The sequence below is a fragment of the Pseudarthrobacter sp. HLT1-7 genome (genome assembly GCF_059383435.1).
This window is the reverse complement of record NZ_JBWZCH010000027.1, coordinates 1-23335: the sequence shown is the minus strand read 5'-3', so window position 1 is coordinate 23335 and position 23335 is coordinate 1. Positions and strand designations below refer to the sequence as shown.

Annotated in this window: 25 protein-coding genes, 1 tRNA gene, 1 rRNA gene and 1 riboswitch; of the genes, 12 read left to right on the top strand and 15 right to left on the bottom strand. The window is 65.1% G+C overall.

All coding sequences use genetic code 11. The annotated features are described in order from the left end of the window. Positions 1-66: 66 nt before the first annotated feature. The 4 genes from AC50X6_RS18270 to AC50X6_RS18255 all read right to left on the bottom strand — a co-directional run bounded on the left by AC50X6_RS18270 (position 67) and on the right by AC50X6_RS18255 (position 3239). Positions 67-453: a hypothetical protein gene (locus AC50X6_RS18270; RefSeq protein ID WP_494967563.1), complete on the bottom strand. Its 387-nt coding sequence runs from the start codon at positions 451-453 to the stop codon at positions 67-69. Beyond that, a complete protein-coding gene (locus AC50X6_RS18265) occupies positions 440-952 on the bottom strand; it encodes a flagellar export chaperone FliS (protein ID WP_494967562.1) in 513 nt (170 codons plus the stop codon). The genes AC50X6_RS18270 and AC50X6_RS18265 overlap by 14 nt, the downstream gene beginning before the upstream one ends. Beyond that, a complete protein-coding gene (gene fliD, locus AC50X6_RS18260) occupies positions 949-2259 on the bottom strand; it encodes a flagellar filament capping protein FliD (RefSeq protein ID WP_494967561.1) in 1311 nt (436 codons plus the stop codon). The genes AC50X6_RS18265 and fliD overlap by 4 nt, the downstream gene beginning before the upstream one ends. 134 nt (positions 2260-2393) lie before the next feature. Beyond that, positions 2394-3239 (bottom strand): flagellin N-terminal helical domain-containing protein, encoded by an 846-nt coding sequence (locus tag AC50X6_RS18255; RefSeq protein ID WP_494967560.1) that lies wholly within the window; start codon positions 3237-3239, stop codon positions 2394-2396. 301 nt (positions 3240-3540) lie between these two features. On the opposite strand from AC50X6_RS18255, the gene AC50X6_RS18250 reads away from it, so the two are divergent. The 4 genes from AC50X6_RS18250 to AC50X6_RS18235 are packed head-to-tail and all read left to right on the top strand — an operon-like array spanning position 3541 to position 6725. Continuing rightward, entirely contained in the window at positions 3541-4023 is a 483-nt protein-coding gene (locus tag AC50X6_RS18250) for a flagellar protein FlgN (RefSeq protein ID WP_494967559.1), read from the top strand. Between the two features lie 10 nt (positions 4024-4033). Continuing rightward, on the top strand, positions 4034-5443 hold the full coding sequence (gene flgK, locus AC50X6_RS18245; protein ID WP_494967558.1) for a flagellar hook-associated protein FlgK: 1410 nt from the start codon (positions 4034-4036) through the stop codon (positions 5441-5443). Between the two features lie 2 nt (positions 5444-5445). Beyond that, on the top strand, positions 5446-6336 hold the full coding sequence (flgL, locus tag AC50X6_RS18240) for a flagellar hook-associated protein FlgL (RefSeq protein ID WP_494967557.1): 891 nt from the start codon (positions 5446-5448) through the stop codon (positions 6334-6336). Then, positions 6333-6725 (top strand): flagellar assembly protein FliW, encoded by a 393-nt coding sequence (locus tag AC50X6_RS18235; RefSeq protein ID WP_494967556.1) that lies wholly within the window; start codon positions 6333-6335, stop codon positions 6723-6725. Before flgL ends, AC50X6_RS18235 begins: the two co-directional genes overlap by 4 nt. Positions 6726-6744: 19 nt before the next feature. Here AC50X6_RS18235 and AC50X6_RS18230 read toward each other — a convergent pair whose 3' ends face one another. Beyond that, the gene (locus AC50X6_RS18230) at positions 6745-7290 is read right to left on the bottom strand and encodes an AMIN-like domain-containing (lipo)protein (protein ID WP_494967555.1); all 546 of its coding nucleotides are present in this window, start codon (positions 7288-7290) and stop codon (positions 6745-6747) included. A gap of 273 nt (positions 7291-7563) precedes the next feature. After that, positions 7564-7638, top strand: a riboswitch (cyclic di-GMP riboswitch). Positions 7639-7796: 158 nt separating this feature from the next. Between AC50X6_RS18230 and AC50X6_RS18225 the strand changes: the two genes are divergently transcribed. Continuing rightward, the gene (locus AC50X6_RS18225; RefSeq protein WP_494967554.1) at positions 7797-8516 is read left to right on the top strand and encodes a hypothetical protein; all 720 of its coding nucleotides are present in this window, start codon (positions 7797-7799) and stop codon (positions 8514-8516) included. Between the two features lie 207 nt (positions 8517-8723). Here AC50X6_RS18225 and AC50X6_RS18220 read toward each other — a convergent pair whose 3' ends face one another. From AC50X6_RS18220 to AC50X6_RS18210, 3 genes are all read right to left on the bottom strand, one after another. After that, complete coding sequence (locus AC50X6_RS18220; protein ID WP_104176232.1) at positions 8724-9026, bottom strand: DUF4193 domain-containing protein; 303 nt, start codon at positions 9024-9026, stop codon at positions 8724-8726. Positions 9027-9245: 219 nt separating this feature from the next. Further along, on the bottom strand, positions 9246-10628 hold the full coding sequence (locus AC50X6_RS18215; RefSeq protein WP_494967553.1) for a type II toxin-antitoxin system HipA family toxin: 1383 nt from the start codon (positions 10626-10628) through the stop codon (positions 9246-9248). Further along, positions 10628-10903 (bottom strand): helix-turn-helix domain-containing protein, encoded by a 276-nt coding sequence (locus tag AC50X6_RS18210; protein ID WP_494967552.1) that lies wholly within the window; start codon positions 10901-10903, stop codon positions 10628-10630. Before AC50X6_RS18210 ends, AC50X6_RS18215 begins: the two co-directional genes overlap by 1 nt. Before the next feature lie 294 nt (positions 10904-11197). Here AC50X6_RS18210 and AC50X6_RS18205 point away from each other — a divergent pair, with 294 nt between their 5' ends. Then, on the top strand, positions 11198-11461 hold the full coding sequence (locus AC50X6_RS18205) for a VOC family protein (RefSeq protein WP_494967551.1): 264 nt from the start codon (positions 11198-11200) through the stop codon (positions 11459-11461). 269 nt (positions 11462-11730) lie between these two features. On the opposite strand, the gene AC50X6_RS18200 is transcribed toward AC50X6_RS18205, so the two are convergent. Together AC50X6_RS18200 and AC50X6_RS18195 are read right to left on the bottom strand one after the other, a co-directional pair. Beyond that, on the bottom strand, positions 11731-12372 hold the full coding sequence (locus tag AC50X6_RS18200) for a winged helix-turn-helix transcriptional regulator (protein ID WP_494967550.1): 642 nt from the start codon (positions 12370-12372) through the stop codon (positions 11731-11733). 4 nt (positions 12373-12376) lie between these two features. After that, positions 12377-12808, bottom strand: coding sequence for a VOC family protein (locus AC50X6_RS18195; protein ID WP_494967549.1), 432 nt, complete (start codon positions 12806-12808; stop codon positions 12377-12379). A gap of 435 nt (positions 12809-13243) precedes the next feature. On the opposite strand from AC50X6_RS18195, the gene AC50X6_RS18190 reads away from it, so the two are divergent. Together AC50X6_RS18190 and AC50X6_RS18185 are read left to right on the top strand one after the other, a co-directional pair. Further along, positions 13244-13528 carry a helix-turn-helix domain-containing protein gene (locus AC50X6_RS18190; protein WP_494967548.1) on the top strand — a complete coding sequence of 95 codons (285 nt, stop codon included), beginning with the start codon at positions 13244-13246 and terminating at the stop codon, positions 13526-13528. After that, the gene (locus tag AC50X6_RS18185; protein ID WP_494967547.1) at positions 13525-13767 is read left to right on the top strand and encodes a hypothetical protein; all 243 of its coding nucleotides are present in this window, start codon (positions 13525-13527) and stop codon (positions 13765-13767) included. Before AC50X6_RS18190 ends, AC50X6_RS18185 begins: the two co-directional genes overlap by 4 nt. A gap of 350 nt (positions 13768-14117) precedes the next feature. Here AC50X6_RS18185 and AC50X6_RS18180 read toward each other — a convergent pair. Both AC50X6_RS18180 and AC50X6_RS18175 read right to left on the bottom strand, forming a co-directional pair. Then, positions 14118-14194, bottom strand: a tRNA-Thr gene (locus AC50X6_RS18180). A 197-nt stretch (positions 14195-14391) separates the two neighbouring features. After that, positions 14392-15282, bottom strand: a complete 891-nt coding sequence (locus AC50X6_RS18175) for a DsbA family protein (RefSeq protein ID WP_494967546.1) — start codon at positions 15280-15282, stop codon at positions 14392-14394. Between the two features lie 179 nt (positions 15283-15461). Here AC50X6_RS18175 and AC50X6_RS18170 point away from each other — a divergent pair, with 179 nt between their 5' ends. The 4 genes from AC50X6_RS18170 to AC50X6_RS18155 all read left to right on the top strand — a co-directional run bounded on the left by AC50X6_RS18170 (position 15462) and on the right by AC50X6_RS18155 (position 20703). Next, complete coding sequence (locus AC50X6_RS18170) at positions 15462-16964, top strand: alpha,alpha-trehalose-phosphate synthase (UDP-forming) (protein WP_494967545.1); 1503 nt, start codon at positions 15462-15464, stop codon at positions 16962-16964. Next, the gene (gene otsB / locus AC50X6_RS18165; protein WP_494967544.1) at positions 16954-17766 is read left to right on the top strand and encodes a trehalose-phosphatase; all 813 of its coding nucleotides are present in this window, start codon (positions 16954-16956) and stop codon (positions 17764-17766) included. Before AC50X6_RS18170 ends, otsB begins: the two co-directional genes overlap by 11 nt. A 235-nt stretch (positions 17767-18001) precedes the next feature. Continuing rightward, positions 18002-19084 (top strand): ABC transporter ATP-binding protein, encoded by a 1083-nt coding sequence (locus AC50X6_RS18160; protein ID WP_326968933.1) that lies wholly within the window; start codon positions 18002-18004, stop codon positions 19082-19084. 203 nt (positions 19085-19287) lie between these two features. Next, entirely contained in the window at positions 19288-20703 is a 1416-nt protein-coding gene (locus AC50X6_RS18155; protein ID WP_494967543.1) for a DUF4032 domain-containing protein, read from the top strand. Positions 20704-20774: 71 nt separating this feature from the next. On the opposite strand, the gene AC50X6_RS18150 is transcribed toward AC50X6_RS18155, so the two are convergent. The 3 genes from AC50X6_RS18150 to rrf form a co-directional block, all read right to left on the bottom strand. After that, a complete protein-coding gene (locus AC50X6_RS18150) occupies positions 20775-22142 on the bottom strand; it encodes an FAD-binding oxidoreductase (protein WP_494967542.1) in 1368 nt (455 codons plus the stop codon). A gap of 292 nt (positions 22143-22434) precedes the next feature. Further along, positions 22435-22926, bottom strand: coding sequence for an SRPBCC domain-containing protein (locus AC50X6_RS18145; protein WP_494967541.1), 492 nt, complete (start codon positions 22924-22926; stop codon positions 22435-22437). Positions 22927-23073: 147 nt separating this feature from the next. Next, a 5S ribosomal RNA gene (gene rrf, locus AC50X6_RS18140) occupies positions 23074-23190 on the bottom strand. Positions 23191-23335: the final 145 nt, after the last annotated feature.

Genomic DNA, 23335 nt, shown 5'->3' with positions numbered 1-23335 from the left:
CACTGCTCAGCCGCGCGTTAGGAGAAAAAGCGACAGGTTTTTCCCAAGACTTGTGCCGGACGTTTTTTAACTGCTGACGTCAAGATAGATGGCGGTCGAAGGGTCTCCGACGCCGGGCACCGAGGAGACCGCGTGGAGTTGCCGTGCCAGGTCCCGCCGGGCATCCTCCAGCCGCTGGGCCACACGCTGCTGGGCGGCAGATAGGGCAACGGCACGGCGGCGGGCTTCGGCGGGCAAAGGACCCGTCAGGACAGGCGGCGTCCAGCGCTCGCTCGGGCTGGCTGCGGCGGCGTGGTGCGGTGCTGACAGGGGACCAAGCGGGTCATTCAGCGTCCGTTCGGCCACCGCAACAGCGGATTCCAGGACGTCGAGGATGGCGGTCCAGGCGCTGACGGAGGATTCCGTCTCGTGGGCCGCTCCGGATGCGGCCGCAGCCCGCTCAGCCGAAGCCAAGGCTTCCACCGCCGCTGCCGGGCTGGGTGTTCCAGGCGCCGGCCCCTGCTAACCCGGACGACGCCGGGGCGGAGAAAGCCGCTGGGAATGGGGTCTGGGCGGGAACTGCGGCGGCGGCCTCGTGCCAGGTCTGCCGCAGCGGCTCCAACAATTCGATGGCTTCCCGCGTCAGCGCGGCATCCCGCTGGATGTTCGCGTTGATCAGTGCGGTGGAGACGTAGTTGTAAACCCCCAACAGGCCGTTGGCCCCGTCCCAGGCGTCGACCTTGAGCGAGGAGGCAAGTTCGGACACGATGGCCTGGGCGTGGAGCAGATTCTCTGAAGCGACCGCCCAGTTGGCCGACTGCTGCGCCGCCTCGGCCCGGCCCAGGTCCAGCAGGAGCCGGTCGTAGAGCATGGTGAGCAGCCGCGCCGGCGGAGCCGAGAGCACGGAATCCGCCAGGTACTGGCTCCGCTGGGCTGAGCTTCCCAACCCGTTGCCGTAGGAGGTGCCGGTCATGCTGGGTTACTTCCTGAAGAGAGGCCGGCGAGCTGGGAAGAAAGCCACGCGGATTGCGCTTTCATGCCGCTGAGAGCGACCTCCAGCGCGGAATAGGTCCGCTGGAGGGTTTGTTTGCGCGAGGCCAGGCGGGTGTCCCAGTCGGAAATGCGTTGGCCCAGTTCTTTGACCGCACTTTGCTGACCCGTGATTTGGGTGGTCAGTGTGCCGCTGTACTTGTCCGAGCCCTGGTTCGCGGCGGCAGCTACCCGGGTGGCGATCTCCTGCACGCTGGCTGTGACGGCCGCCGGGTTGGCGGCCAGCGCAGCGGCAAATTTCTTGTCGTCGAACTCGATCGAGCCCGATTTGGTGATACTGATGCCAATCTCCGCAGGCGACCGTGCGGGGGCCCCTACCGGAAGCGAAGCAGCTGAAAGGATCTTCTGGTTGAGGTTCCGGACAGTGCTGTCCCCGTTGAAGATCCCGGCGCTCGTGGTCGTTCCGTTGCTGTTGACAGCGCTCTTAGCCGCCACTAGGGAAAAGATGCCGTTGAGCCCTGCGACCAGGTCGGAAGCGGTTTTGGCAATGGCCGTGTTGTCTCGGGCCACCGTAAGCGTGACCGGGACAGGGCCCACCTCGCTGACGCTAACGGAAACGCCCGGGATGACGTCGGTGAATGTGTTCGTCGAAGAGGTCACGGTCTGCGCAGCGGCGGATCCGGCCCAGAGCTGAATTTCGGCGTTCTGGGCATCTTTGGCGTTGGTGAAGACCGTGCCCGGGTCACTGATGGTGAAGGAGCCGGCGCTGCCGGAGGCGCTAGCAGCGAATTGTAGCCGGAATTCGCCGCCGCCAACGGCGACTTTGCTGGCAGTAACACCGGCACCGGCGGCATTGACTGCCGTGACCACATCGTCCAGCGAACTGGTCAACGGCGACACCGTGACCGCCTGGCCGCCGCTGGTGATCGTCATGGTGGTGTACGGCCAGGCCGCCACTTTGGCGGAGACGGTGACCTGGCTCTGGGCCAGCTTGTTGACGGTGAAGTCGACGGCGCCGGCCTTCGCTGACGCTGTGGTGGTGGCGACCACCTTGTTGCTGCTCGTAGATGCCGAAAACAGTTCCAGGGCACCGGGTTTCGCGGCAGCGGCGGCCTGGGTGGCGAGGGCTGCGACCTTGGCATTCAGGCCTTGAAGGGCAGACACCATGGACTGGACGTCAAAGGATTTGTTCTTGAGCTGCGTCTGAGGAATTGCCTCGACCTGCATCAACGAGTTGATGAGGGAGGTGGTATCCAACCCGCTGGCTAGGCCGTCCAGTGAAATTCCCATGGCTGCTTCTCCTTAGCTGGGCTGGGATCCTGTTGCAAAAGTCGGGTCCTGCGCGGAAGGGCCGGACGGTAGATTGCTCCAACCGCCCGGCCCTCACCGGTCAATCTGTGCTACCGGAAAGTGCCCGGAGCGGTTTAGCGCAGGAGCTGGAGAACGCCCTGGCCGGACTGGTTTGCCTGGGCCAGCATCGCGGTGCCGGCCTGGGACAGGATGTTGGCCTTGGTGAACTTGACCATTTCCTCTGCCATGTCCGTGTCGCGGATGCGGGAGTTGGCAGCGGACAGGTTCTCCTTGGAGACGTTCAGGTTCTTGATGACGCTCTCGAAGCGGTTCTGGCTGGCGCCAAGGTCCGCACGAGCCGTGGAGACAGCCTGGATGTTGGTGTCCAGGGTGGCAATGGTCGTCAGTGCCGTCGCCGCGTCCTTGAAGCCATCCGTAGCCGCAGTGCCGAGAGTAGTTACTGCCGTACCAACCGCTGCGATGTCCATGAACTTCACAGCGATCTGATCAGCGGCGGCCGTGCTTCCGGCACCGACCTGGAAGGTCAGCGTGGTTGTGACGCCATCAAGCAGTTTGGTTCCGTTGAAGTTTGTTGACGCACCGATACGGGTGAGCTCTTCGCCGAGAGCCTTAACCTCCGTGGTAATCGCCTCGCGGGACTTGACGCTGTTGGAGTCGTTGCCGGCCTGAACTGCCAGGTCACGGACACGCTGCAGGATCGAGTGGACCTCGTTCAGGGATCCTTCAGCGGTCTGGATGACGCTGATGCCGTCCTGGGCGTTGCGGGCAGCGACTCCCATGCCGCTGACCTGGGACTTCAGGCCCTCCGAGATGGCCAGGCCAGCCGCGTCGTCGCCGGCGCGGTTGATGCGCAAGCCGCTGGACAGCTTCTCCAGGGACTTGGAAAGGTCGTTCTGGGTGTTGCTCAGGTTGCGGTACGCGTTGTTCGCAGCCAGGTTGGTGTTGATCTGCATTCCCATGATGATTCCTCCGTGATTGGGATGATGTGCGAAAGTCCGTCCGTGGGCCTTCAGAAGTAGCTATCGCCACTTCGGCAGCGCAGGTAAGGAGAATCCCAAAATTCTTTTCCAGACCCCGTATCCAAACCCATTCCCCGCGTTGTCAGCCGCATTTCCGCGTTGTCAGCCGTTTTCTCGCTAACGGATAACATCCCCCGGCCGATAGTTTCTACGAACCCCGCTGACGGGTGCAGCACACACCTTGAGTACTGCACGCCCGGCACCACCGCATGAATTCACCGAAAGGGAGCCGTCCGGACCAATGGCTATCCATGAACTTTCAGCGCTGCTATGGCGGGAGCGTGAACTTCTAGACGTCCTGACGTTTAAGCTGGAGGAAGAGCAGCTGCTGCTTACTTCGGGCAAATCCCGCTGGCTGCAGCACGGCACCAAGGAAGTCGAACAGGTACTGGGGCATCTGTCGCAGGCCAGCCTGGCCCGCACCATAGAGGCCGCCGTCGTTGCCGAGATCTGGGGCCTGCCCAGTGATGCTTCCCTGGCGGAACTGGCCGCAGCGGCACCGGAAGGCGCCTGGTCCGAGGTCCTCACCGCGCACTTGGCCGCGCTTACCCGCCAGGCCGCCCTGATCAAGGAATTGCGCGACTCCAACGAGCAGTACCTGCGCACCGCCGTCCGCTCCACCCAAGAGTCGCTGGCCGACCTGCGCCCCATTGCCGGCACTTACGACGCGCACGGCAAGACCGGGGAATCCGCCGGTTCCCGCATCTTCGACAAACAATTCTAAGGAAGCGACCATGAGTACCTTCGGCGCCCTGAACACCGCCTACCGTGGACTGACCGCAGCCCAACAGGGCATGAACGTGGCCGGCCAGAACATCGCTAACGCCGCGACCGAGGGGTACACCCGGCAACGCGTTGAGCAGTCCTCAGTATCGGCGCCGGCCCGTGGTCTCTTCAGCGGCGGAGCGTTACAGCCGGGCCAGGGCGTGTCCGTGGACGCCATCGCCCGGCTCGGCAACAGTTTCCTCGACGGCGGAGTCCGTTCGACAAGTGCCCAGGCCGGCTACGCCGGTGTCCGTTCCTCCGCCCTGCAAGGCATCGAGGGCATCCTTCGGGAACCCGGCGACAACGGCATCTCCGCCGCACTGCACGGTTTCTGGTCCGCCTGGCAGGGCGCCTCAACCCAGCCGACGCAGGACGGCCCCAAAGGGCTACTCCTGAATGCCGCCAATTCCGTGACAGCCAAGATCTCCTCCGCCTACCAGACCCTTGACTCGCAGTGGACCAGCGTCCGCGGCCAGGCTGAGGACGCAGTGGCAGCGGTCAATTCAGCCGCGGCCCAGGTTGCTAACTACAACACCACCATCCGGTCCACCCTCGCAGCCGGCGGCTCGGCCAACGAACTGATCGATGCCCGGGCCAAGCTCACGGACAAGATCGCTGGCCTCGCCGGCGGCACCGTCCGCGAACAGGCGGACGGCACCGTGGATGTCCTCGTCGGCGGCAATGCCCTCGTGACCGGCGGCTCCGTCCGGGCGATGGCCCTCTCGGGCTCACCATCGGATCGGATGGGATCGCCGGTGCAGTTGCTGTGGAAGAACCCGGCGGGAGTAGCAGCTCCCGACGGCGGCGAACTCGCCGGTGCATTGTCCGTCCTGGCGCCAGCTTCCAGCGGCTCCGGCGGCGCCATCGCCGAAGCGGCCGAGTCCTACAACAAATTTTCCTCGGCCCTCGCTACCGCAGTGAACGCTGTCCACCGGTCGGGCATCACGGGTTCCGGCGCCACAAACGTCGACTTCTTCACCAGCAATGGCACAGGACCCGCTGCACTGAGCATCTCGGGCCCAGCGGATATGGCCAACATTGCCCTCAAAGGGTCCACCGGTGGCGCCCTGGACACCAGCATCGCGGATAAGATCTCCCAGCTCGGCACCGGGGCGAACTCACCGGACAAGGTCTGGTCAGGCATCGTCACCGGCATCGGCATTCAGTCAAGGGGAGCCCAGCAGCACGAGGCTCTCACCACAGCCGCCCAGGCTTCCGCCCTCACCGGCCGTGCCTCCCAGGCTTCGGTGAGCCTGGACGAGGAAAACGTCAGCCTGCTCACCAACCAGCATGCCTACCAGGCGGCGGCCCGCGTGATGACCGCCGTCGACGAAGCCCTTGACGTCCTGATCAACCGCACCGGACTGGTAGGAAGATAGCCATGCTGAACCGCGTAACAAACCTGACCATGAGCGCGTCCGCCCAGCGGACGCTGCAGACCCAGCAGGCCAGGCTGGCCGAACTGCAGGAAAAGGCCACCTCGCTCAACAAGATTTCCCGGCCCTCGGACGATCCGGCCGCCACCGCCCAGGCACTGGAGACCCGAGCCCTTCTGGCCGCCAACGCCCAGTACGGCCGGAACATCGACGACGGCAACAGCTGGCTCGCCGCGGCGGACTCCGCCCTCGAACGGGCCACCAATGTGATGCACAAGATCAAGGACCTTGCGGTGCAGGCGGGAAACGGGGCCCTGGGACAAGGCAGTAAGAACGCCATCGCCCTCGAGTTGGAGGCCCTGAACAAGGACCTCGTTTCGATCGCCAATTCCAGGCACCTGGGCCGCAACATCTTTGCCGGGAACTCGGATGCGTCCGAGGCGTTTAGCGGCCCCATTCCTCCCGCCTTCAACGGCGCCGGCCTCAGCCCCGTCGAACGTCGCTTCAGCGCGACGCAGACCGTCCGGGTCGACGCCGACGGCCAGTCGATCTTTGGGAGCGGAGCCGGTTCCGTCTTCGACGCTGTCCAATCGATTAATGCTTCGCTGACTGGCGGAACGGCCCCCACTCCGGCGCAACTCGGCAACCTGGAGACTGGTTTTAGCAACATCGTCAACGGACGTGCTGAGATAGGAACACGGCAGGCGCAGCTGGAACGTGCCGGCAACGTCAATACAGATTTGGAGGCCACCTTGGATGCGCAGAAAATGGGCATAGAAAAGTTGGATCTTGGCAGCGTCATCATGGACCTGAAACTTCAGGAAACCAATTACCAGGTGGCCCTGGCCGCTACGGCCCGGGTCCTTCAGCCCACGCTGATGGATTTCCTTCGGTGAGCACCGCCGTGCTGAACACCCCGGTGACTTTTACCGTCCCCATGCCAGGCCTTGAGAACGTGTGTGATTTCACGCTGCGGGGCGTCGAAGGCGCAGCCGGGCTGTATGCCTTGGAAGCGACCTCCGGTAGCCCCGTGCGGCTGTTCCTGGCTGATGCGGCCGTCTTCGTTCCCAACTACGCCCCACCGCTTCCGGCATCCGCGCTCGAGGCCCTGGGACTGGACCAGGGCGAGGCGCCCCAGGTCCTGGTGGTGCTCAATCACTCGCCCGCCGCAACCACGGTGAACCTTATGGCCCCGATCATCCTCAACCCGGCCACGCGCCGCTGCACCCAGCTGGTCCTGGACGGCCGCGAGTACCCGCTCCGGGCGGACCTGAACTCACTTTGACGCGTCTCAGGCCCGGCCGTCACCAGAAGTGCGCGACGTCGATCACCAGCCGTGAGCCGGCGTCGGGCCCGGCCAGGGAGAATACCCGGAACGGCAGCCGTGCCCGGACCCCGAGCCCAAGGCTTGAATAGCCTTCGAAGCTGCCTGCCCACGCCAGTTGCCGGAAGGTCTGGTAGCCGCCGACATTGGTCAGTTCGTTCTCGTCCGCCGGGCTGTAGGTGGCGTTGCCGCTGCCGTCATAAGCCGGGGAGTTCACCGTGACCTGAAGGAACGCCAAGCCCCGCACCGGGACTCCGAAACCCGAGCCGTCCTGCGTCACCTGCGGCACGTAGCGGACAGTGTAGCCTGCCACGGGCCCGTTGAGGTCGATGACCAGCCGGTCGAAACAATAGTGCTGGCCCGTGCGCACGTTGACCACCCTGGACTGGATCATCGCCGGGTCAGCCTTGACCAGCGATCCCCAGACCAGTCCGCAATAGGGATCCGCTGACGCCGGGCCGGGCGCCACAAGCCCCATGCCTACAGCCATCAATACGGCAACGAACCAAACCCGAAACTTCTTCAATTCGGCCACCCCCTACAGCGGTCAGCCCAGTGCGATCGGACACTTCCAGAGTAGGACCGCCGACGCCAGGAGACGAGGGTTTCGTGGGCTTCGGCGCCCAACCGTTAGCCTGGGCCGCGCGTGATCACGGTATGGTCCCGGCATGCGAAATCTCAAGCCGCTCCGTTTGGGGTGTTCGACGCGTTGCCGGCCCGCCGTCGAGCGCGCGGGCCGGCAACGTCCAATGGGTCGTGTGGTACATTTCCGCCAGCGACCTCTACATTGACGAGCGCACTGCGACAAAGGCAAACCCGGAGTAATCCGGGGACGCAACGCCACGGGACCCACAGGGCCAGCCGGGCTACCGAATAGACAGGCCGCGACCATGCGACGATCCACCTTCATCCGCCCATCCGCCCTCCGGCCCGGGTCAATGGACCCGCCATTTTGCCACTTCACCCTCGCCTCCTACGCGCCGCCCCCGGATAGGCATGCCAGGAGGTCGTCCGCTGCCGAAAGGCACGCAGATGTTTAGTGCTCCGCGCCCGGTCATTTGGACAGTAGTTGCCGATGTTGCGGAAACGCTGGCGGCTCTGCGCGGTGCCGTCGAAGCGGCCGGTTTCCGTATTGTCTCCCTAGCCGCGGATGCGGTGGTGATCGAGGTGCCCCGCTCTCTCCGCAGGAGGCGACCTGCGGCGCGGCTCACCGGAACCGTGGCGGTAGACAAGGATGTCACCGACATCTTCTGGGCGGAGGAACCGGCGGGCAGGAAGGACGGAAACCTGGTCGCTGTCCAGGAGCACATTCCGGAAGGAATCCTCCATGACCACGGGGTGCGTCGGGCCTCGGCCCAGGCCGGCCTGCCACCCCTCGCGGCCGCTGAGGTTCGCGCCCTCTCTGCCGTGTTCCAGGGCCGTGAAACCGTCCGGGCCATCGGAGTAGGTCAGACCGGGAATGCGCCGGGAATCGTCGCACTGACGGACCGGCGCCTGGTGTTTGCGGGGCACTCCACGGCACTGCGGACCGCTTTCCTCTCCTTCGCTGTGGACTCCCTGCGCGGCCTCACACTCGGCAAGAGAACTTCCGGTGAGACCCTGACCGTCGCGTTCGACGGCGGATCCACCATCATCACCCATCTTGGGCACGGCGAAGGGCACGGCATTGCCCGGATCCTCAGAGCCTCATGTGACAGCCTCCGACCGCCGGCCGGCGAATTGCCGGCTGGCGGGACGGGCGCGTCGGAATGACGCCCTTTGAACGGCAGCCAGCATCGTCGCTGAGGCGACCGCCAGCACCCACCGCCAAGTGAACGGATACCCCACATAGCCGGTCAAGGCCCTTGCATGCTACAAAAAGTGCCAAACGGCGAAGCGCCGGCCCCCGGGTGGGTGCCGACGCTCTGCAAAGTCCTGCTGTGCCTGACGTGCCGTTGGTGCCCCGCGGTAGAGGGTCCCTTAGCCTTCGCAATCGCGACAGTACTTCATGCCGTTCTTCTCACGGGCTACCTGGCTGCGGTGACGGACCAGGAAGCAGGAGGAGCAGGTGAACTCATCGGACTGCTCGGGTACAACAGTGACGGTCAGTTCTTCGCCGGAGAGATCCGCGCCGGGGAGGTCGATCCCTTCAGCCGTGTCGTTCTCGTCGACGTCGATAACAGCAGTCTGGGCGCCGCCACTGCGGGACGCCTGAAGTGCCTCCAGCGATTCAGCCGGAGATTCCTCTTCTGTCTTGCGTGGGGCATCGTAATCGGTAGCCATAGCGGGGTTCACTTTCGTTGCTGCGCAGCGCCATTTCAGGCACCTCAGTGAAGCAGTTTAGGTCATTATGCACTTACTTGAAGAAAAGTGTGCCCAATCAGACACTTTAAGTCGCGCGGGCAGATGATTAGGGCGCGCAGGATCCGTAGCCGACAGGTCCGGGCCGGTGGCGGGACCGCCTTCGTAGTGCTCCCACATTCTCCTGCGGGCGATTGACGGTCAACTTCGACGTTTGCGATAGTGTCCGCGCACTCTCTTGCCTCCGCGCGTGTGTTCAGAAATCCAGACTTCCCCTTGGTGCTTCATCGCTGGCCGTCCCGGGCCAGTGGCGCCGGCCAGGTCGACCACGAGCGGCGCCACTGCCAGCGAGCTGACACGATTCGCATTTTCGCTACCAAATGCACGTCCCATGTACCCCAAGAGGTCATGATCGACCCCCAGGCTGAGCGCGTCCTCACGCCAGTGGGAGATGCCGTCGGCAACACGCTGCAGCCGCTGGATAGCCTGATCCCTCGTCAGTCTGAAAACATCGGTGTATTCGAGAAGATCACGAACGTCCCTGTCGTAGAGACTCCCGCCGGGCACCATCGGAGTATCCGACACGCCGGATGGCATCGGGTTCACATCGAACGACGGCGACAGCCTCCACCCGTTGCCGGTTCGAAGCAGCCCGTGGTTACGCATGTGGTCATCGGTGTTGTTAACCATCGCGACGAATGCGGCCCGGCTAAACATTTCGTTGGCGTCCTTGACCGGTGCACCTGAGATTCTTGCGATTTCGGCGGTGATCTTCACGTAATCCGGGTGCGTGTAGGTGTCCAATTGCAAGGCTGACCGCACGCTCAGGTAGGGGATGCGCGTGTCGCCGAAACGGTCGAATCTGCGCGTCAGAAATATATATGAGTGTTCGGTCAACGGCAGGAGCCTGGACCCCTGGACTCGGATGCCCGCTCGCTGCTGAAGTCTGATTGCCACCATTTCCCACAGCTGCGGATTCCCAATGTCAGAAGTCTTCGGGAACTTGGCCAGGAGCATGGAGCCATCGTCGTCGCGCACCCATGCCTTTGGCTGCGCGCCGCCGGGTGACGAGCCGGCCCCCAAGAGCATGGAGTTTTCTTCGTCAACATAGCCGGTCTCTGCGAACACCCGTGCCTCCTCTGCGAGAGTCCGAAGGTCGCGCACGCCGGCCTTCTTCCCCCAGGAAGACAAGTACTCCCCTTGCTCCTTGAACCGCAAAGCTCCTTGGCGAGTCTCATCGTTGACCATCAGCAAATATCCTGCCTCGCCCAAGATGGGCATGCTGGCGCCCCTAGTTCTTGCCTGCTGACGAACCTCTTCAAAGAGCAGCTTCCGGCCCCAGGCATCGGGTGCGGCGTCCTGGAAGGACCCAAAAAGTTCCTGCCCTCTGGTTGGGCGCTGGGGTCCGCGTACGAGCGGCAATTCCGGCGAGAGCTCGAACGCCACCGCGTCAGCTAACCAGGTATCGGAGTAAGAGAACGACACGTGTTCGATTGGCGACAGCCCATCCGTCTCAATTTCCAGGTTGCCAGCGAGGGTCTCGTTGACCAGGACGTCAACTCTCCGGGTGTTTCGTCGTGCCACTAATCCCTCCTCGGAGCGCGCTGGCGGTTGAGGAGGTGGGCGCGGGCTCTACCCAGATCGCTATTGAGAGGGTCGATGGCTTTGACGAGGTCCTCGGCGACTCCCAGCACTGAGGCGACGATCATCAGGTGCTCCACCTTGCCGCCCTCCCCCGCTTCCAGACGCATCAGGGTGGCCCTGGAGATGTTAGCCCGTTCGGCAACAAGTTCCTGGGACAGACCAAGAATGATCCGCCGGCCTTTCAGGTTGGCCCCGAGTTGCCTGGCTTCAAGCATGCCGCCTCCTCTAATGTAGCTATTTTGGCACTTTAGGGCAGGAAATGCAAAATTATAGCTACTTTAGCCGTCAGGAGCGACCGTGCCGTGGACTCGGCCCCTGATCCACGTGAAACCGTATGCCGAGCACGAAATGTCCAAAGTCGATTACGCGGTCCACTACACGTCAGTACGGGGAACCTCTTGTGGGACGTTCTGCAGGTGCGCCCCGCAGATCGACGCACGTTGACGGTTCGCCCCAGGAACGTGGGGGTTCTCTTGTCGGGGTGGCTCGCAACAGCGACGATGGGGGAGATGGCCAGCGTTCCGCTCCTTGCCCGGATCAATGTCGTGGTCAGAGACATGGCCGCGGCACTCGCGTTTTATCGCAGGCTCGGCTGGGACATTGAGACGCCCGGCGCGGAGCACGCCGTCGCGCAGCTATCCAATGGGATGAGGGTGGAGTTCGGCACCACCGGCTTCACTGCCACCTGGGACAGCGGCTTTGCCGGAGGCAGCGGTGGCACGACGCTGCTGGGGCTCGCTGTCGAGTCCTGGGAAGCGGTGGACGGCATCTAAGCGGATCTCGTCGCCCGGGCCTACACCGGCTGCCAGCCGCCCAACGATGCGTTTTGGGCGTCCCGGTACGCCATCGTCGAGGGCCCCGACGGAAACCGGGTCGTCCTCATGAGCCCGGGTGAGGAGTCCGCAAGATTCTGGCGGCCCGGCACGCCGCCGCTCGCTTCGTCCTGACCTTTTGACGGGGGCGCCTGCCCCCTCCAGCGGAATTCCTTGCGGGCACCCCGGCGGATGACTTGGTGGAAGCCGGCGGTGGCACTGCGCCTGGATCAGGAGGCCAGATGAAACGTGCTCGCGAAGCGATCGAGGAGGTCTCCGCGACCGCGCAGCACCTCGACCACGCCGGTCGCGATCGCGCGATCCGGGGCGAGCTCACCCGAGATGAGCCGGCGGATGCCCGGACCCGCGGCGAAAACGAGGTCCGCCGGTCCGTCCCCGCGCGTCACATCGAGGGTGGAGCCGTCCACCCGGATGAGCAGCTCGGCGGGACCGAAGCGCGCCGCGTAGGCGGTCGCCGGCAGCGTTGCCGCCACCTGCGGCCGGAAAGCGGTGCGGAGCGCCATGGTCATCGAATCGGGGGTGATGACCTGCCCCTCCCGCGGATCACCCATCGCCTTGAAGCCCCAGGCACCGAACGCGAGCACGACGGGCTCGAGCTCGCGGCCGTAGGGCGTCAGCTCGTAAACGATGACGCGCAAGTGCGGCACCCGGCGGAGGATACCGCCCTCCTGCAGCTCCTTGAGCCGCGCCGCCAGGATGTTGCTCGGGATTCGGGGGAGCCCAGCGGCGAGCTCTCCGTAGCGGCGCGCCCCGACAAGCAGGTCGCGAACGATCAGCATTGCCCAGCGCTCGCCCACGAGCTCCAAGGCCCGCGCGACGCCGCAGTACTGTCCGTAGTCTCGTGCGGCCATCGCCTCAGGCTTGCTGGTTCACGACGGCCTCGGGGCCCTGGGCGGCGGCCGGGTCCAACCATCCGATCTCGAGGATGTTGCCGTCGGGGTCGTTGAGCTGGCGCTGGTACATGAAGCCGTAGTCCGTGGCGGGGTGCGGCTCCGCGCCCCCCGCGGCAGTGCCGTCGGTGAGGGCCTTGTCGACAGCCTCACGGCTGTCGAGGAAGATGGCAGTCGACACCGACGGGTTCACTGCCGGGTCGCCGATCGGAAGGTCGGTGAAGGTCTGGAAGTACTCGCGCGTCAAAATCATGAAGTAGCTGTGGCCCTCCTCGACTACGACGCAGGCGCCGTTGTGATCCGACATGGCCGGGTTGATGGTAAAGCCGATCGCCGTGTAGAACGCCTTCGAGCGCTCCAGGTCGGTCACCGGCAGGTTGACGAACATTGCGGTCATCATGGTCTCCTTCTCGTGGGTTCGGTAGTGAACAGTCTCGATACTTGCAAAAAGCAAGTGCTACGTCAAGACCTCGGATCCAGGCGATGGCATCGCGCCTGCAGCAGTTCGTTCCATGCGCGTATGCAAGACGGCGGGGCCTGGCGGACTACTTCGGTTGGGAGAGACCATCGGCCTGAAGAATAAAGACTGGGACGTAAACGTGACGCTCAAAATGGCGAGCCCTAGCCCACATACGGCTCCCGGCGGCGTCGGCAGCTGACAGAAAGCCTCGAGAGCAAGGGCGGCCGCAAGGCGGTCGCTTCCCTCCACCGGCGGACAGGCACCAGGGCGAGTTGGTGACGGCGGCCGGGGCGCAACACCCGTCGATGACCAAAGCCCCTAAACTCCTCGAAGTTCCGGCCCGCAACTTTTGTATGGGGGTAGGTTACATGCATGTCAACCACGTTGAGGGATGAGCTCATCCGGGAAGCTAAAGAAGCCGCGGAGGCCGCCGAGACATCGCGCCTGCAGATGCTCGCGGCTTCTAGGCGACGCGCCGAGGCCGTCTTCGCGCTGTCGGCCGAGGGCATGCCTATCCGCCGGATCGCGCAGGTGACCGGGGTAAGCCCGGCCGTCATCCAGCGCCAGCTGGAGAAAGCCAAGGCAAGCGGCGCCATCTGGCGCGCCGCGAAGAACGGGTGTCCTATGAGCTGCACCGCGCGGTGGCTGAGAAAGTGATTGAGGATCCCCAGACGGTGCTCAGCAAGGCCCGAAACAACCCGAAGAAGATGATGGCCAGGACCCGGGACGCGTATGCTGCCGGCCGGGTTCGCGAATGGGAATCGCTTGTCAGCGGGGACCTCACCGCCCTGGTGGCGGCCATGCTCCGCCCGGACGAGCGTGGAATCGACCTTCGCCAGATGACGCCGTTCGCCGGGGTGCTGTCCCAAGAGGAGCGATTGCCTGGACCCCCATGATCTGTGCGTCGCCAAGCTCATTGCGGGCAGGGCTAAAGATCACCTCTTCGTCGGCTCGCTCGTCAAGCACGGGCTGGTGGAGCGCGACGTCCTCGCCGAGCGGCTCCTAACAGTTCCCGACGACGACGTCCGAAGGGACGGGGCACTGAACTGGATCCGGAGCGGCTCAGGCGGCTGATGCCGCCCACATTCACGACTGAATGTCAGCTGAAATCGTCTGCGCCAGCCTGGACCACCCACAGCAGTTGTCTGCGGTCTGCTCGAGTCACGGCCTTCGCCCGTCGTGCCCGATTTCTCGGCATAAAAAACCCCTCCGTTCGGGGCAGATTCGCCGGAACGGAGGGGTTCGTTGGGGCCCCCTGTCGGATTCGAACCGACGACCCCCGCTTTACAAGAGCGGTGCTCTGGCCAACTGAGCTAAGGAGGCATTCCTGCAGACCAAACGGCAACCGGCCGCGATGAGGGCCCGGCGCCACGGCGCTAGATAAGGTTAGCCCACACACCCCCGGTGGTAAAAACACCGCCAGGAAACCCGGAAGCGACGCTGCCGGAAACCAAGGCCAGCGGACCCGGCCGGGACGAACCCGGGACCGGGACCGCAGCTGGCATAGCCAGGCTCTGCGCTTACTTTTTGGCGTCGATCGCGGCCGTCAGGAACTGATCGAACGGGGTCTGGGCACTGTCGCCCTTGCCCCACTGCTTGCCTTCGACGAACACGGACGGTGTGCCCGTGACGCCGACGGCAGCGGCTTCCTGGGTGGTGTATTTGACGTACGGACGGTAGGTCTTGCCGTCCACGCACGTGTCGATGCTCTTGGCGCCGACGTCGGTAGCCATCTTCTTCAGCTCGTTGTCGGACAGGCCGGCCCCGCCTTCGACGGGCTGCTTCGCGAAGAGTGCGTTGACGAAGTCCGCGTACTTCTCCGGGGACTCGTTGACGACGCAGGCGGCGGCGTTGGCCGCGCGCGAGGAGTAGTTGGTGGTGGACTGGCGGTCCAGGAAGCCGAGCGGACGGTATTCCACCGTGATCTTGCCTTCGGTGCGGAGCTTCGTCAAAGACTCGGTGTACTGGGCCTCGAAGTTCTTGCACGCGGGGCAGATGAAGTCGATGTAGAGAACCACTTTGACCGGCTTGCCTGCCTCGGCTTCGGCGCCGGGCGCGGTGACCTGCGCCGGCGGCGTGGCCGGAGCGGAAGGCAGATCGGCGATCTTGACCGTCGCAGGCTCGGTCTTGGCCACCTCGGTGTTGGCCAGCAATGTTACGCCACCGTAGACGTTGCCGTTGGCCGGGGTGGGACCCTCGTCGGCCACCGGGGCGTTGTTCTGGATGTTCGAGGTGACCACAAGGGCCACGATCACGATGATGGCCACGACGGCGGCAACAATGCCCCAGCCGATCAGCAGCTTGTTGCGCTTATCCTTCTTCAGCTGCGCCTCGCGGATCTCACGGGCTTTCTCGCGCGCCGCGGCCGTGCGCTCTGCTTTGGACTGACGGGGTTCGTTTGCGGGGCTCATTAATTCCTCGGGTCGATCGGCCTGGGACGGTCCATTGGGTGGCAATTCATCATTTTAGGGGAGAAAACTGGGAACTTGCGCTTCCAAGTTTCCTCCACGCGCTGCAACAGGCGAATAGCACCGAAGATTCCGTCCGGCTAGGCTGGGTTGAGAGCCACGAGCGAGCCCAGGGGGCACCAATGATCAAAACGGAACGCGCCGAACCGGACGGTAGCGCCAAAAGCAAGTCCTCGGGCGGCGGCCCGGCGGAGCCGGATGCACTCTATGACTTCATGGTGGTGTCCAACCGCCTGCCGGTAGACCGGTGTTCCCCCGATGAGCCCGGCTGCCAGGACGGTTGGCGGCGGTCTCCCGGCGGACTCGTGACCGCGCTGGCTCCCATGATGACCAAAACTGACGGCGCCTGGGTGGGCTGGCACGGCGCTCCCGACGAGCAGGTCCTGCCCTTCAGCCACGGAGGCATCGACCTCGTCCCGGTGCAGCTGAGCACGGAAGATATCGAGCTCTTCTACGAGGGCTTTTCCAACGCCACCCTGTGGCCGCTCTACCACGATGTGATCGCCCCGCCGGAGTTCCACCGGACCTGGTGGGACTCGTACCGCAAGGTCAACCGCCGGTTCGCTGACGCCGTCATCCACTACGCGGACCACGGCGCCACCGTCTGGGTCCAGGACTACCAGCTCCAGCTCGTCCCCAAGATGCTCCGCGAGGCGCGGCCGGACCTGAAGATTGGCTTCTTCAACCACATCCCCTTCCCGCCGCCGGAGATCTTCGCGCAGCTCCCGTGGCGCCGGGCGATCATCGACGGCCTGCTGGGCGCGGACCTGGTCGGTTTCCAGCGCAGCGGCGACGCCGGAAATTTTATGCGCTCCGCCCGCCGCTTCCTCGGTGCCAGCGTCAAGCAGCAGCAGATCCATGTCAAGGGAGCCGCCGGGCAGACCACCCACATCGCCAGGGCCCAGTCCTTCCCCATCTCCATCGACGTCAAGCAGATCAGCGAGCTGGCGCACAAGCCCGAGATCATCGAACGCTCCCGGCAGATCCGTCGTGACCTTGGCAACCCGAAGACCATCCTGCTCGGCGTCGACCGCCTCGACTACACCAAGGGCATCCGGCACCGGCTCAAGGCCTACGAGGAACTCCTTGCCGACGGCAAGGTCACGGTCGAGGACGCCGCCCTGATCCAGGTTGCCAGCCCCAGCCGGGAACGCGTGGAGCACTACCGTCTGCTCCGCGAAGAAGTGGAGGGCACCGTCGGCCATATCAACGGCACCTACGACACCATGCAGAACACCGCCGTGCGCTACCTGCACCACAACTACCCCGTCGAAGAGATGGTGGCGCTGTATCTGGCGGCGGACGTCATGCTGGTCACCGCCCTGCGCGACGGCATGAACCTCGTGGCCAAGGAATACGTCACGGCGCGCACCAACAACGACGGCGCCCTGGTGCTCAGCGAGTTCGCCGGCGCCGCGGACCAGCTCAAACAGGCGCTGCTGATGAACCCGCACGACATCGACGGCCTCAAGGACACGATCATGAGGGCCGTGAACATGGAGCCCGCGGAAGCCGGGCGCCGCATGCGTTCGATGCGCAAGCAGATCCTGGACCACGACGTCGATCTCTGGTCCTCGGACTTCCTGACCGCCCTTGAAGAGAAGGTAATCCGCGATGACTCCTGAGGTCACCCCCGAAAAACAGCCGCTCTCGCTCTCCCCCGAGCTGCTCGAGGCCGTGCGTCGCGTCGCCGGCACCGGGCACCTCCTGGTCGCCATGGACTTTGACGGCACCATGGCCCCCCTCGTGGACCACGCCCGGGACTCCCGCGCGCTCCCCCGCTCGGCGGCCGCTTTCGCCGCGCTGACCGAACTGCCCAGGACGACGACGGCGCTCATCTCGGGACGGGCGCTGGACAGCCTGCGGTCGGTCGCCTTCCCGCCGGAGAAGACCCTGCTGATCGGCAGCCACGGTGCGGAAGCCTGGCTGGGCCTGGGCTCTGCCCCGCTGGTCCTCGACGATGCCCGGCGGGAGCTGCTCGCCGGCGTCCGGAGGGACCTTGAGGAAATCGTGAATGAGGCGCCGGGGACCCTGCTGGAGGACAAACCGGCCGGCGTCGTCCTGCACACCCGGCTGGCTGCCGATGACGTCGCCGAAGATGCCGTGGCCGCGGCCCGCGCCGTGCTGCAGGACCGCCCGGGCGTGTTTCTGAAGACCGGCAACCGCGTGCTGGAGAGCTCCGTGGTCCACGCCTCCAAGGGTGAGGGCATTGCCTTCCTCCGGCAGGCCACGGGCGCCACCGCCGTCGTATTCGCGGGCGACGACACCACCGACGAGGACGCCCTGGGCAACCTGCTCGCGGGCGATGTGGGCGTGAAGGTGGGGCTTGATTTCACCCAGGCACAGTTTCGCGTCGAGGCCCCGGTCCACGTCGCCGAGCTGCTGGAAGCCCTGGCGCGGGAGCGGCAGCGCGCCGTCGGCGTCTGATCCCTTGCGTACCCACGAGGCGTTACTGCGGCGAAGCATGTGGGACATTTTGGCCCTAAGGCGATAAATCTGACATACTCTTGTTGTGATGTGGCGCACAAGTACCGTGCGGCGACATTGGATACGCCCCTGTTTCGGCCGTGGAGTATGAGCACGATTGGTGCTGACAATTGAATATAAAACCATTCACTACGGATCGTCCGGCACGTACCTGCCGGTGAAGGGATTGATAACTGTGGCTACAGTTACTTTTGACAACGCAACACGTTTGTACCCGGGCACGGATAAGCCCGCTGTTGACAAGCTCAACATTGAAATCGCCGATGGCGAGTTCCTGGTCCTCGTGGGCCCCTCCGGCTGCGGAAAGTCCACCTCGCTGCGCATGCTTGCAGGACTCGAGGACGTGAACTCCGGCCGAATCCTCATTGGCGACCGCGATGTCACCGATATGCCGCCCAAGGACCGCGACATAGCCATGGTCTTCCAGAACTACGCCCTATATCCGCACATGACCGTTGCGGACAACATGGGCTTCGCCCTGAAGATCGCCGGCGTCAGCAAGGAAGAGCGCGCCGAGCGCGTCCGCGAGGCTGCCAAGCTCCTGGACCTCGAGCCGTACCTGGACCGCAAGCCGAAGGCACTCTCCGGCGGCCAGCGCCAGCGTGTGGCCATGGGCCGCGCCATCGTGCGTAACCCGCAGGTGTTCCTCATGGATGAGCCACTGTCAAACCTTGATGCCAAGCTCCGTGTGCAGACCCGCACCCAGATCGCTTCCCTGACCCGCCGGCTGGGCGTCACCACGGTTTACGTGACCCACGACCAGGTGGAGGCCATGACCATGGGTGACCGCGTCGCCGTGCTGAAGGACGGTCTGCTGATGCAGGTCGATACGCCGCGCAACCTCTACGACAAGCCGAAGAATGTGTTCGTCGCCGGCTTCATCGGTTCCCCTGCGATGAACCTGCTTGAACTTCCGGTCGTCGACGGCGGCGTGCAGTTCGGCGGCACCGTCTACCCGGTCCCGCACGATGTCCTCGAAGTCGCCAGCGGCAAGACCGTGACCCTCGGCTCCCGGCCGGAGGACCTCGAGACCGCACCGCAGGGCGAAGGCCTCCAGGTCGAGGTCGACGTCGTCGAGGAACTCGGCGCCGACGCCTACGTCTACGGCCACACCACGCTGGACGGCCAGAGCCACGACATCGTGACCCGCGTGGACGGCCGCCGCCCCCCGATGAAGGGTGAGTCCATCTGGGTCCGCCCGCAGTCAGGCCACGTGCACCTGTTCGACACCAAGACCGGCCTGCGCCTGGCCGACTAGTCCCCACCGGCTCCCTAACCTCGCTCCGCTTCGGCCAGGGAACCCTACCGGCGTGGGCCCACCCACCGGCTCACCCTCCGCACGCCCCGACGGCGGTCCTCCCCAGCGGAGGGCCGCCGTCGGGCGTTAACTTCCTCGCCGGCATCCTGTTAGGGCCGCTGCCCATCGTACGGAAGAATTGGCCCTATGAGCGAGGAAACCCCATGACCGAGGAAAACAGTGCCCAGTGGCACGACGAGCCCACCGACTATGGCCAGATCGGAAAGTTGCCCCGCTACGAAGCCGCCAGCGCCAACGATTCGAAGGACTCCTTGGCCTCCAGTTCGCTGAGCATCACCGCGGCCGCCACCGCGCCGGAACTGCTGGACCTGCCGTGGCATATCGCCCTTGAGGACTGGCCGGCCGAGAACCTAGCCGCGCTTCCCCGCGGCATTTCCCGCCACATCGTGCGGTTCGCCCACCTCGGCGGCTCCGTCATCGCCATCAAGGAAACCTCGGAGCACATCGCCCGCCACGAGTACCATATGCTCCGCAAGCTGGCACGGCTGGACGTCCCCTGCGTGGAGCCGGTGGCCGTCATCACCGGGCGAACCACGCCCGACGGGCGCCCGCTGAACCCCGTCCTGGTCACGCGGCACCTCAAGTTCTCCATGCCCTACCGTGCCCTCTTCTCCCAGATGCTGCGCAGGGACACCCTCACCCGCCTGATCGATGCCCAGGCCCTCCTCCTGGTCCGGCTGCACCTGATCGGCTTCTACTGGGGCGACGTCTCGCTCTCCAACACCCTGTTCCGGCGCGACGCCGGCGCGTTTGCCGCCTACCTGGTGGACGCCGAAACCGGCGAGCTCTACCCGGACCTGTCCACCGGGCAGCGCGAGTACGATCTTGAAATCGCCCGCGTCAATATCGCCGGAGAGCTTATGGATCTGCTCGACGGCGGCCTCATCGAGGAGAAGGTGGACCCGGTCGCCACCAGTGAACTCATTATGGACAGCTACCGGCGGCTGTGGACCGAACTGACCGAGAAGGAGTCCTTCGAGATCGGTGAGCGCTGGCGGGTGTCCGCGCGTATCCGGCGGCTTAACGAACTCGGCTTCGACGTCGAGGAATACGCGATCAAGACCACCCAGAACGGCTCCACCATCCAGCTCCAGCCCAAGGTGGTGGATGCAGGGCATCACCAGCGCCGGCTGCTGCGGTTGACCGGGCTGGACGTGCAGGAGAACCAGGCCCGCCGGCTCCTGAACGACATGGATTCCTTCCGGGCGGACAACAATCCCGGCATGGACGAGGAATACAGCGCCCATCTGTGGGTCAGCCAGATCTTCGAGCCGATTGTCCGCTCCATCCCGCGCGATCTGTCCGGGAAGCTTGAGCCGGCCGAGGCCGTGCATGAGATCCTGGAGCACCGCTGGTACATGTCGGAGAAGGAGAACCGGCACATCCCGCTGGCCGAAGCCGTGCAGTCCTACATTGACTCCGAGCTTCGCCACCGCCGGGACGAGGCTGCGATTATGCTCAACCCGGACACCGAATTACTTAAAATCCTCGAGGTCGAAACCGAGGAATCACGCTACGGCGACGATAACGACGACGGACACCCAGGCGTCGATGACTAGTGGCCGCCTGGTATCGCTAGGCCGCCCGGGGGACACGGTCGCGGGGCGCGCGACCTCGTAGTACAGGCGGGCTAAATCGCCTTGCCCGGGTTGAGGATCCCGGCAGGGTCGAAGAGCTCCTTGATCCGGCGCTGCAGTTCGCGCACGGGTTCCTTCTGCTCGAGGCCGAGCCAGCGGAGCTTGAACTGGCCGATCCCGTGTTCCCCCGTAATGGTGCCTCCCATCGCGAGGGCCACGGTGATGGACGTGTCCAGAGCCGCACCGAGGCGCTGCATCGCGCCGGCGTCGAGGGCATTGCCGGCGCGGTCCACCCAGAACGTGGGGTGCAGGTTCCCGTCACCGGCGTGCGCGACCACCTTGAGCTGGACCCGGTGCTCCGCGGCCATCGCCTCCAGCTCTGCGACGTAGTCCACCAGCCGTGAGCGCGGCACGGCAACGTCCTCGCCCACGCGGTATTGGTCGTCGACTTCCACGCCGCGGCTGTTGCGCCGCAGTTCCACAAGCTGCTCGGCCTCGGCGTTGGCCTCCATGGTCACCACGGCGCCGCCGGCAGCGAGCAGGGGCCGGATGGCCGCGGCCTCCGCCGCGGCCCCATACCCATCGGTCTGGATCAGCAGCAGGGATGCTCCCCGGGAGGCAAGGTCCGAGCCGTGGGCGCCGTCAAGCTGGGCAAGGGATCCGCCGTCGAGCAGTTCCATGATGGCCGGCTGCACCCGTGCCTTGCCCACCGCGAGGACGCCGGCCGCGGCGCTGCGGAAGTCCGGATAGAACGCGGCGATCGTGTGCACTTCCCGCGGCAGGTACTTGAGCCGGACGGTGATGCCGACAACTATCCCCAATGTCCCCTCGGAGCCGACGAACAGGCTGGTGAGGTCGTAGCCGGCGACGCCTTTGAAGGTCTGGTGCCCGGTGTGGATCAGGGAGCCGTCCGCGAGCACCACGTCGAGCGCCAGGACGGAGTCCCGGGTCACCCCATACTTCGCGCAGCGCAGGCCGCCTGCGTTGGTGGCGACGTTGCCGCCGATTGTGGACACCCTGAAGCTCGCCGGATCCGGAGCGTACATCAGACCGTGCACTGCGGCGGCCGCGTTGAGGTCCGCATTGATGACGCCGGGTTCGACGACGGCGGTCTCGTCCTCGGGATTGAGGTCCAGGATGCGGTTCATCCGTTCGAGGCTGAGCACCACGCAGCCCTTGCTGGCGTGGGCGCCGCCGGAGACACCCGTTCCGGCGCCGCGCGCGACCAGCGCCACACCGTGGGCTGCGCAGGCACGCACGGCAACCTGTACATCGGCCACGGACTCTGCGCGGACCACGGCCTGAGGCAGCTGATAGTCCAGCACCGGGGCCTGGTCCACGGCGTAGAGAGCCAGGGTGGAGGCGTCCACGGCGATCTTCGCTGCGCCCAGGGCAGAGGTGAGCTCATCCATGATGCTCATACGGTCTCCAGTTTCCGTTGAATCCGGTCTTCAGTCTAGAGCGCCGTCCCCCGGCGGGCAGCCAGCCGGAGGCCGCGGGCGCATGGGCGTCGCGGGTGCAGATCGGGGCGCTTGACGCTGTTGTGTCATCCGCCCTGATCTGCCGGCGCGCGAACGCGGGAACCTGTAACGGAGGCCAATCGGGCGGCGGAGTGCAAAGCCGGTGGTTCGATGTCGGCGGCACCCGCCGGGTTGCGTCCGGAGGCTCCTCAGCCGTGGGGTCTCGGCTCCAGGCGGCTCAGATCCGCGCGGCTCAGGCCTCGGCGCCGCCCATGAAGCGCACGAATCGATCCAGGACCCCGGGCCAGCCGGCCTCGTAGTTTACCCGCGCTGCAGCCGGGTCTTCGGCGCCTTCCCATCCACTATGCACGAGACGCACTTCCGTGCCCGCCTCGACGGCCCGGAAAGACACCCTGAGCTCGGTGGACCATATCGCGGATGATCCGGGGTGCCAGCTGGCGCGAAACGACAACGGTGGCTGCCAGTCATCGATTGAGCCCCAGATAGCAGAGCGGCCGTCATCGGCAGTCTCAAGGATCAGCAGTTCTTCGAACTCAACGTAGGAGCCTGCGCCGTAGACGCTGCGTTCCTCCATCGGCCACCAAAGATGTGTGTGTTCGGTGAACCCTACGAAGGCACGTGCGACAGCGCCTGGCACGGTCACGGTGCACACGACGGGATCCAGGCCCGATGACTGCGCCGGCTCCGGTCCGTCAGCAGGGGCGTGGCTGAAGAGGTTATCCATGGGCACCAACTCTACCCGCGCCCGGCCACCACACTCCCTCACGGACTTACGTGCGGGGCGCCCGAGGGCGGGGTGGTGTGGGTTTGGTTTGGGGGTTAAATGGCTCAGGCCCCGACTGTCGTTGTCGGGGCCTGAGGTGTAAATAGTGTCCGGCGGTGACCTACTCTCCCACACCCTCCCGGGTGCAGTACCATCGGCGCTGTGGGTCTTAGCTTCCGGGTTCGGGATGGGACCGGGCGTTTCCCCCACGCTGTGACCGCCGTAACCCTTGCTCCCGTACCTTTGCCGCGCCTGGGCGCGGGGGTGGGAAATCTGTGGTTACAACATGTGTGGTGTTGTTATTGTGTTGTGGTTTTGTTCCCTGCAACGAGCCGTCCGGGGACGGGTTTGTTGTTCGGGAACCACATAG

Excerpts from the sequence above, each read along its gene's own strand:
- AC50X6_RS18175 (WP_494967546.1), bottom strand. The coding sequence starts at position 15,282 with ATGAGCCCCGCAAACGAACCCCGTCAGTCCAAAGCAGAGCGCACGGCC.
- AC50X6_RS18265 (WP_494967562.1), bottom strand. The coding sequence starts at position 952 with ATGACCGGCACCTCCTACGGCAACGGGTTGGGAAGCTCAGCCCAGCGG.
- AC50X6_RS18210 (WP_494967552.1), bottom strand. The coding sequence starts at position 10,903 with ATGCTTGAAGCCAGGCAACTCGGGGCCAACCTGAAAGGCCGGCGGATC.
- AC50X6_RS18220 (WP_104176232.1), bottom strand. The coding sequence starts at position 9,026 with ATGGCTACCGATTACGATGCCCCACGCAAGACAGAAGAGGAATCTCCG.
- AC50X6_RS18250 (WP_494967559.1), top strand. The coding sequence starts at position 3,541 with ATGGCTATCCATGAACTTTCAGCGCTGCTATGGCGGGAGCGTGAACTT.
- AC50X6_RS18190 (WP_494967548.1), top strand. The coding sequence starts at position 13,244 with ATGTCAACCACGTTGAGGGATGAGCTCATCCGGGAAGCTAAAGAAGCC.
- AC50X6_RS18195 (WP_494967549.1), bottom strand. The coding sequence starts at position 12,808 with ATGACCGCAATGTTCGTCAACCTGCCGGTGACCGACCTGGAGCGCTCG.
- AC50X6_RS18255 (WP_494967560.1), bottom strand. The coding sequence starts at position 3,239 with ATGGGAATGCAGATCAACACCAACCTGGCTGCGAACAACGCGTACCGC.
- AC50X6_RS18150 (WP_494967542.1), bottom strand. The coding sequence starts at position 22,142 with ATGAGCATCATGGATGAGCTCACCTCTGCCCTGGGCGCAGCGAAGATC.
- flgK (WP_494967558.1), top strand. The coding sequence starts at position 4,034 with ATGAGTACCTTCGGCGCCCTGAACACCGCCTACCGTGGACTGACCGCA.
- AC50X6_RS18200 (WP_494967550.1), bottom strand. The coding sequence starts at position 12,372 with ATGGCCGCACGAGACTACGGACAGTACTGCGGCGTCGCGCGGGCCTTG.
- fliD (WP_494967561.1), bottom strand. The coding sequence starts at position 2,259 with ATGGGAATTTCACTGGACGGCCTAGCCAGCGGGTTGGATACCACCTCC.
- AC50X6_RS18155 (WP_494967543.1), top strand. The coding sequence starts at position 19,288 with ATGACCGAGGAAAACAGTGCCCAGTGGCACGACGAGCCCACCGACTAT.
- AC50X6_RS18225 (WP_494967554.1), top strand. The coding sequence starts at position 7,797 with ATGTTTAGTGCTCCGCGCCCGGTCATTTGGACAGTAGTTGCCGATGTT.
- otsB (WP_494967544.1), top strand. The coding sequence starts at position 16,954 with ATGACTCCTGAGGTCACCCCCGAAAAACAGCCGCTCTCGCTCTCCCCC.
- AC50X6_RS18205 (WP_494967551.1), top strand. The coding sequence starts at position 11,198 with ATGGCCAGCGTTCCGCTCCTTGCCCGGATCAATGTCGTGGTCAGAGAC.
- AC50X6_RS18145 (WP_494967541.1), bottom strand. The coding sequence starts at position 22,926 with ATGGATAACCTCTTCAGCCACGCCCCTGCTGACGGACCGGAGCCGGCG.
- flgL (WP_494967557.1), top strand. The coding sequence starts at position 5,446 with ATGCTGAACCGCGTAACAAACCTGACCATGAGCGCGTCCGCCCAGCGG.
- AC50X6_RS18170 (WP_494967545.1), top strand. The coding sequence starts at position 15,462 with ATGATCAAAACGGAACGCGCCGAACCGGACGGTAGCGCCAAAAGCAAG.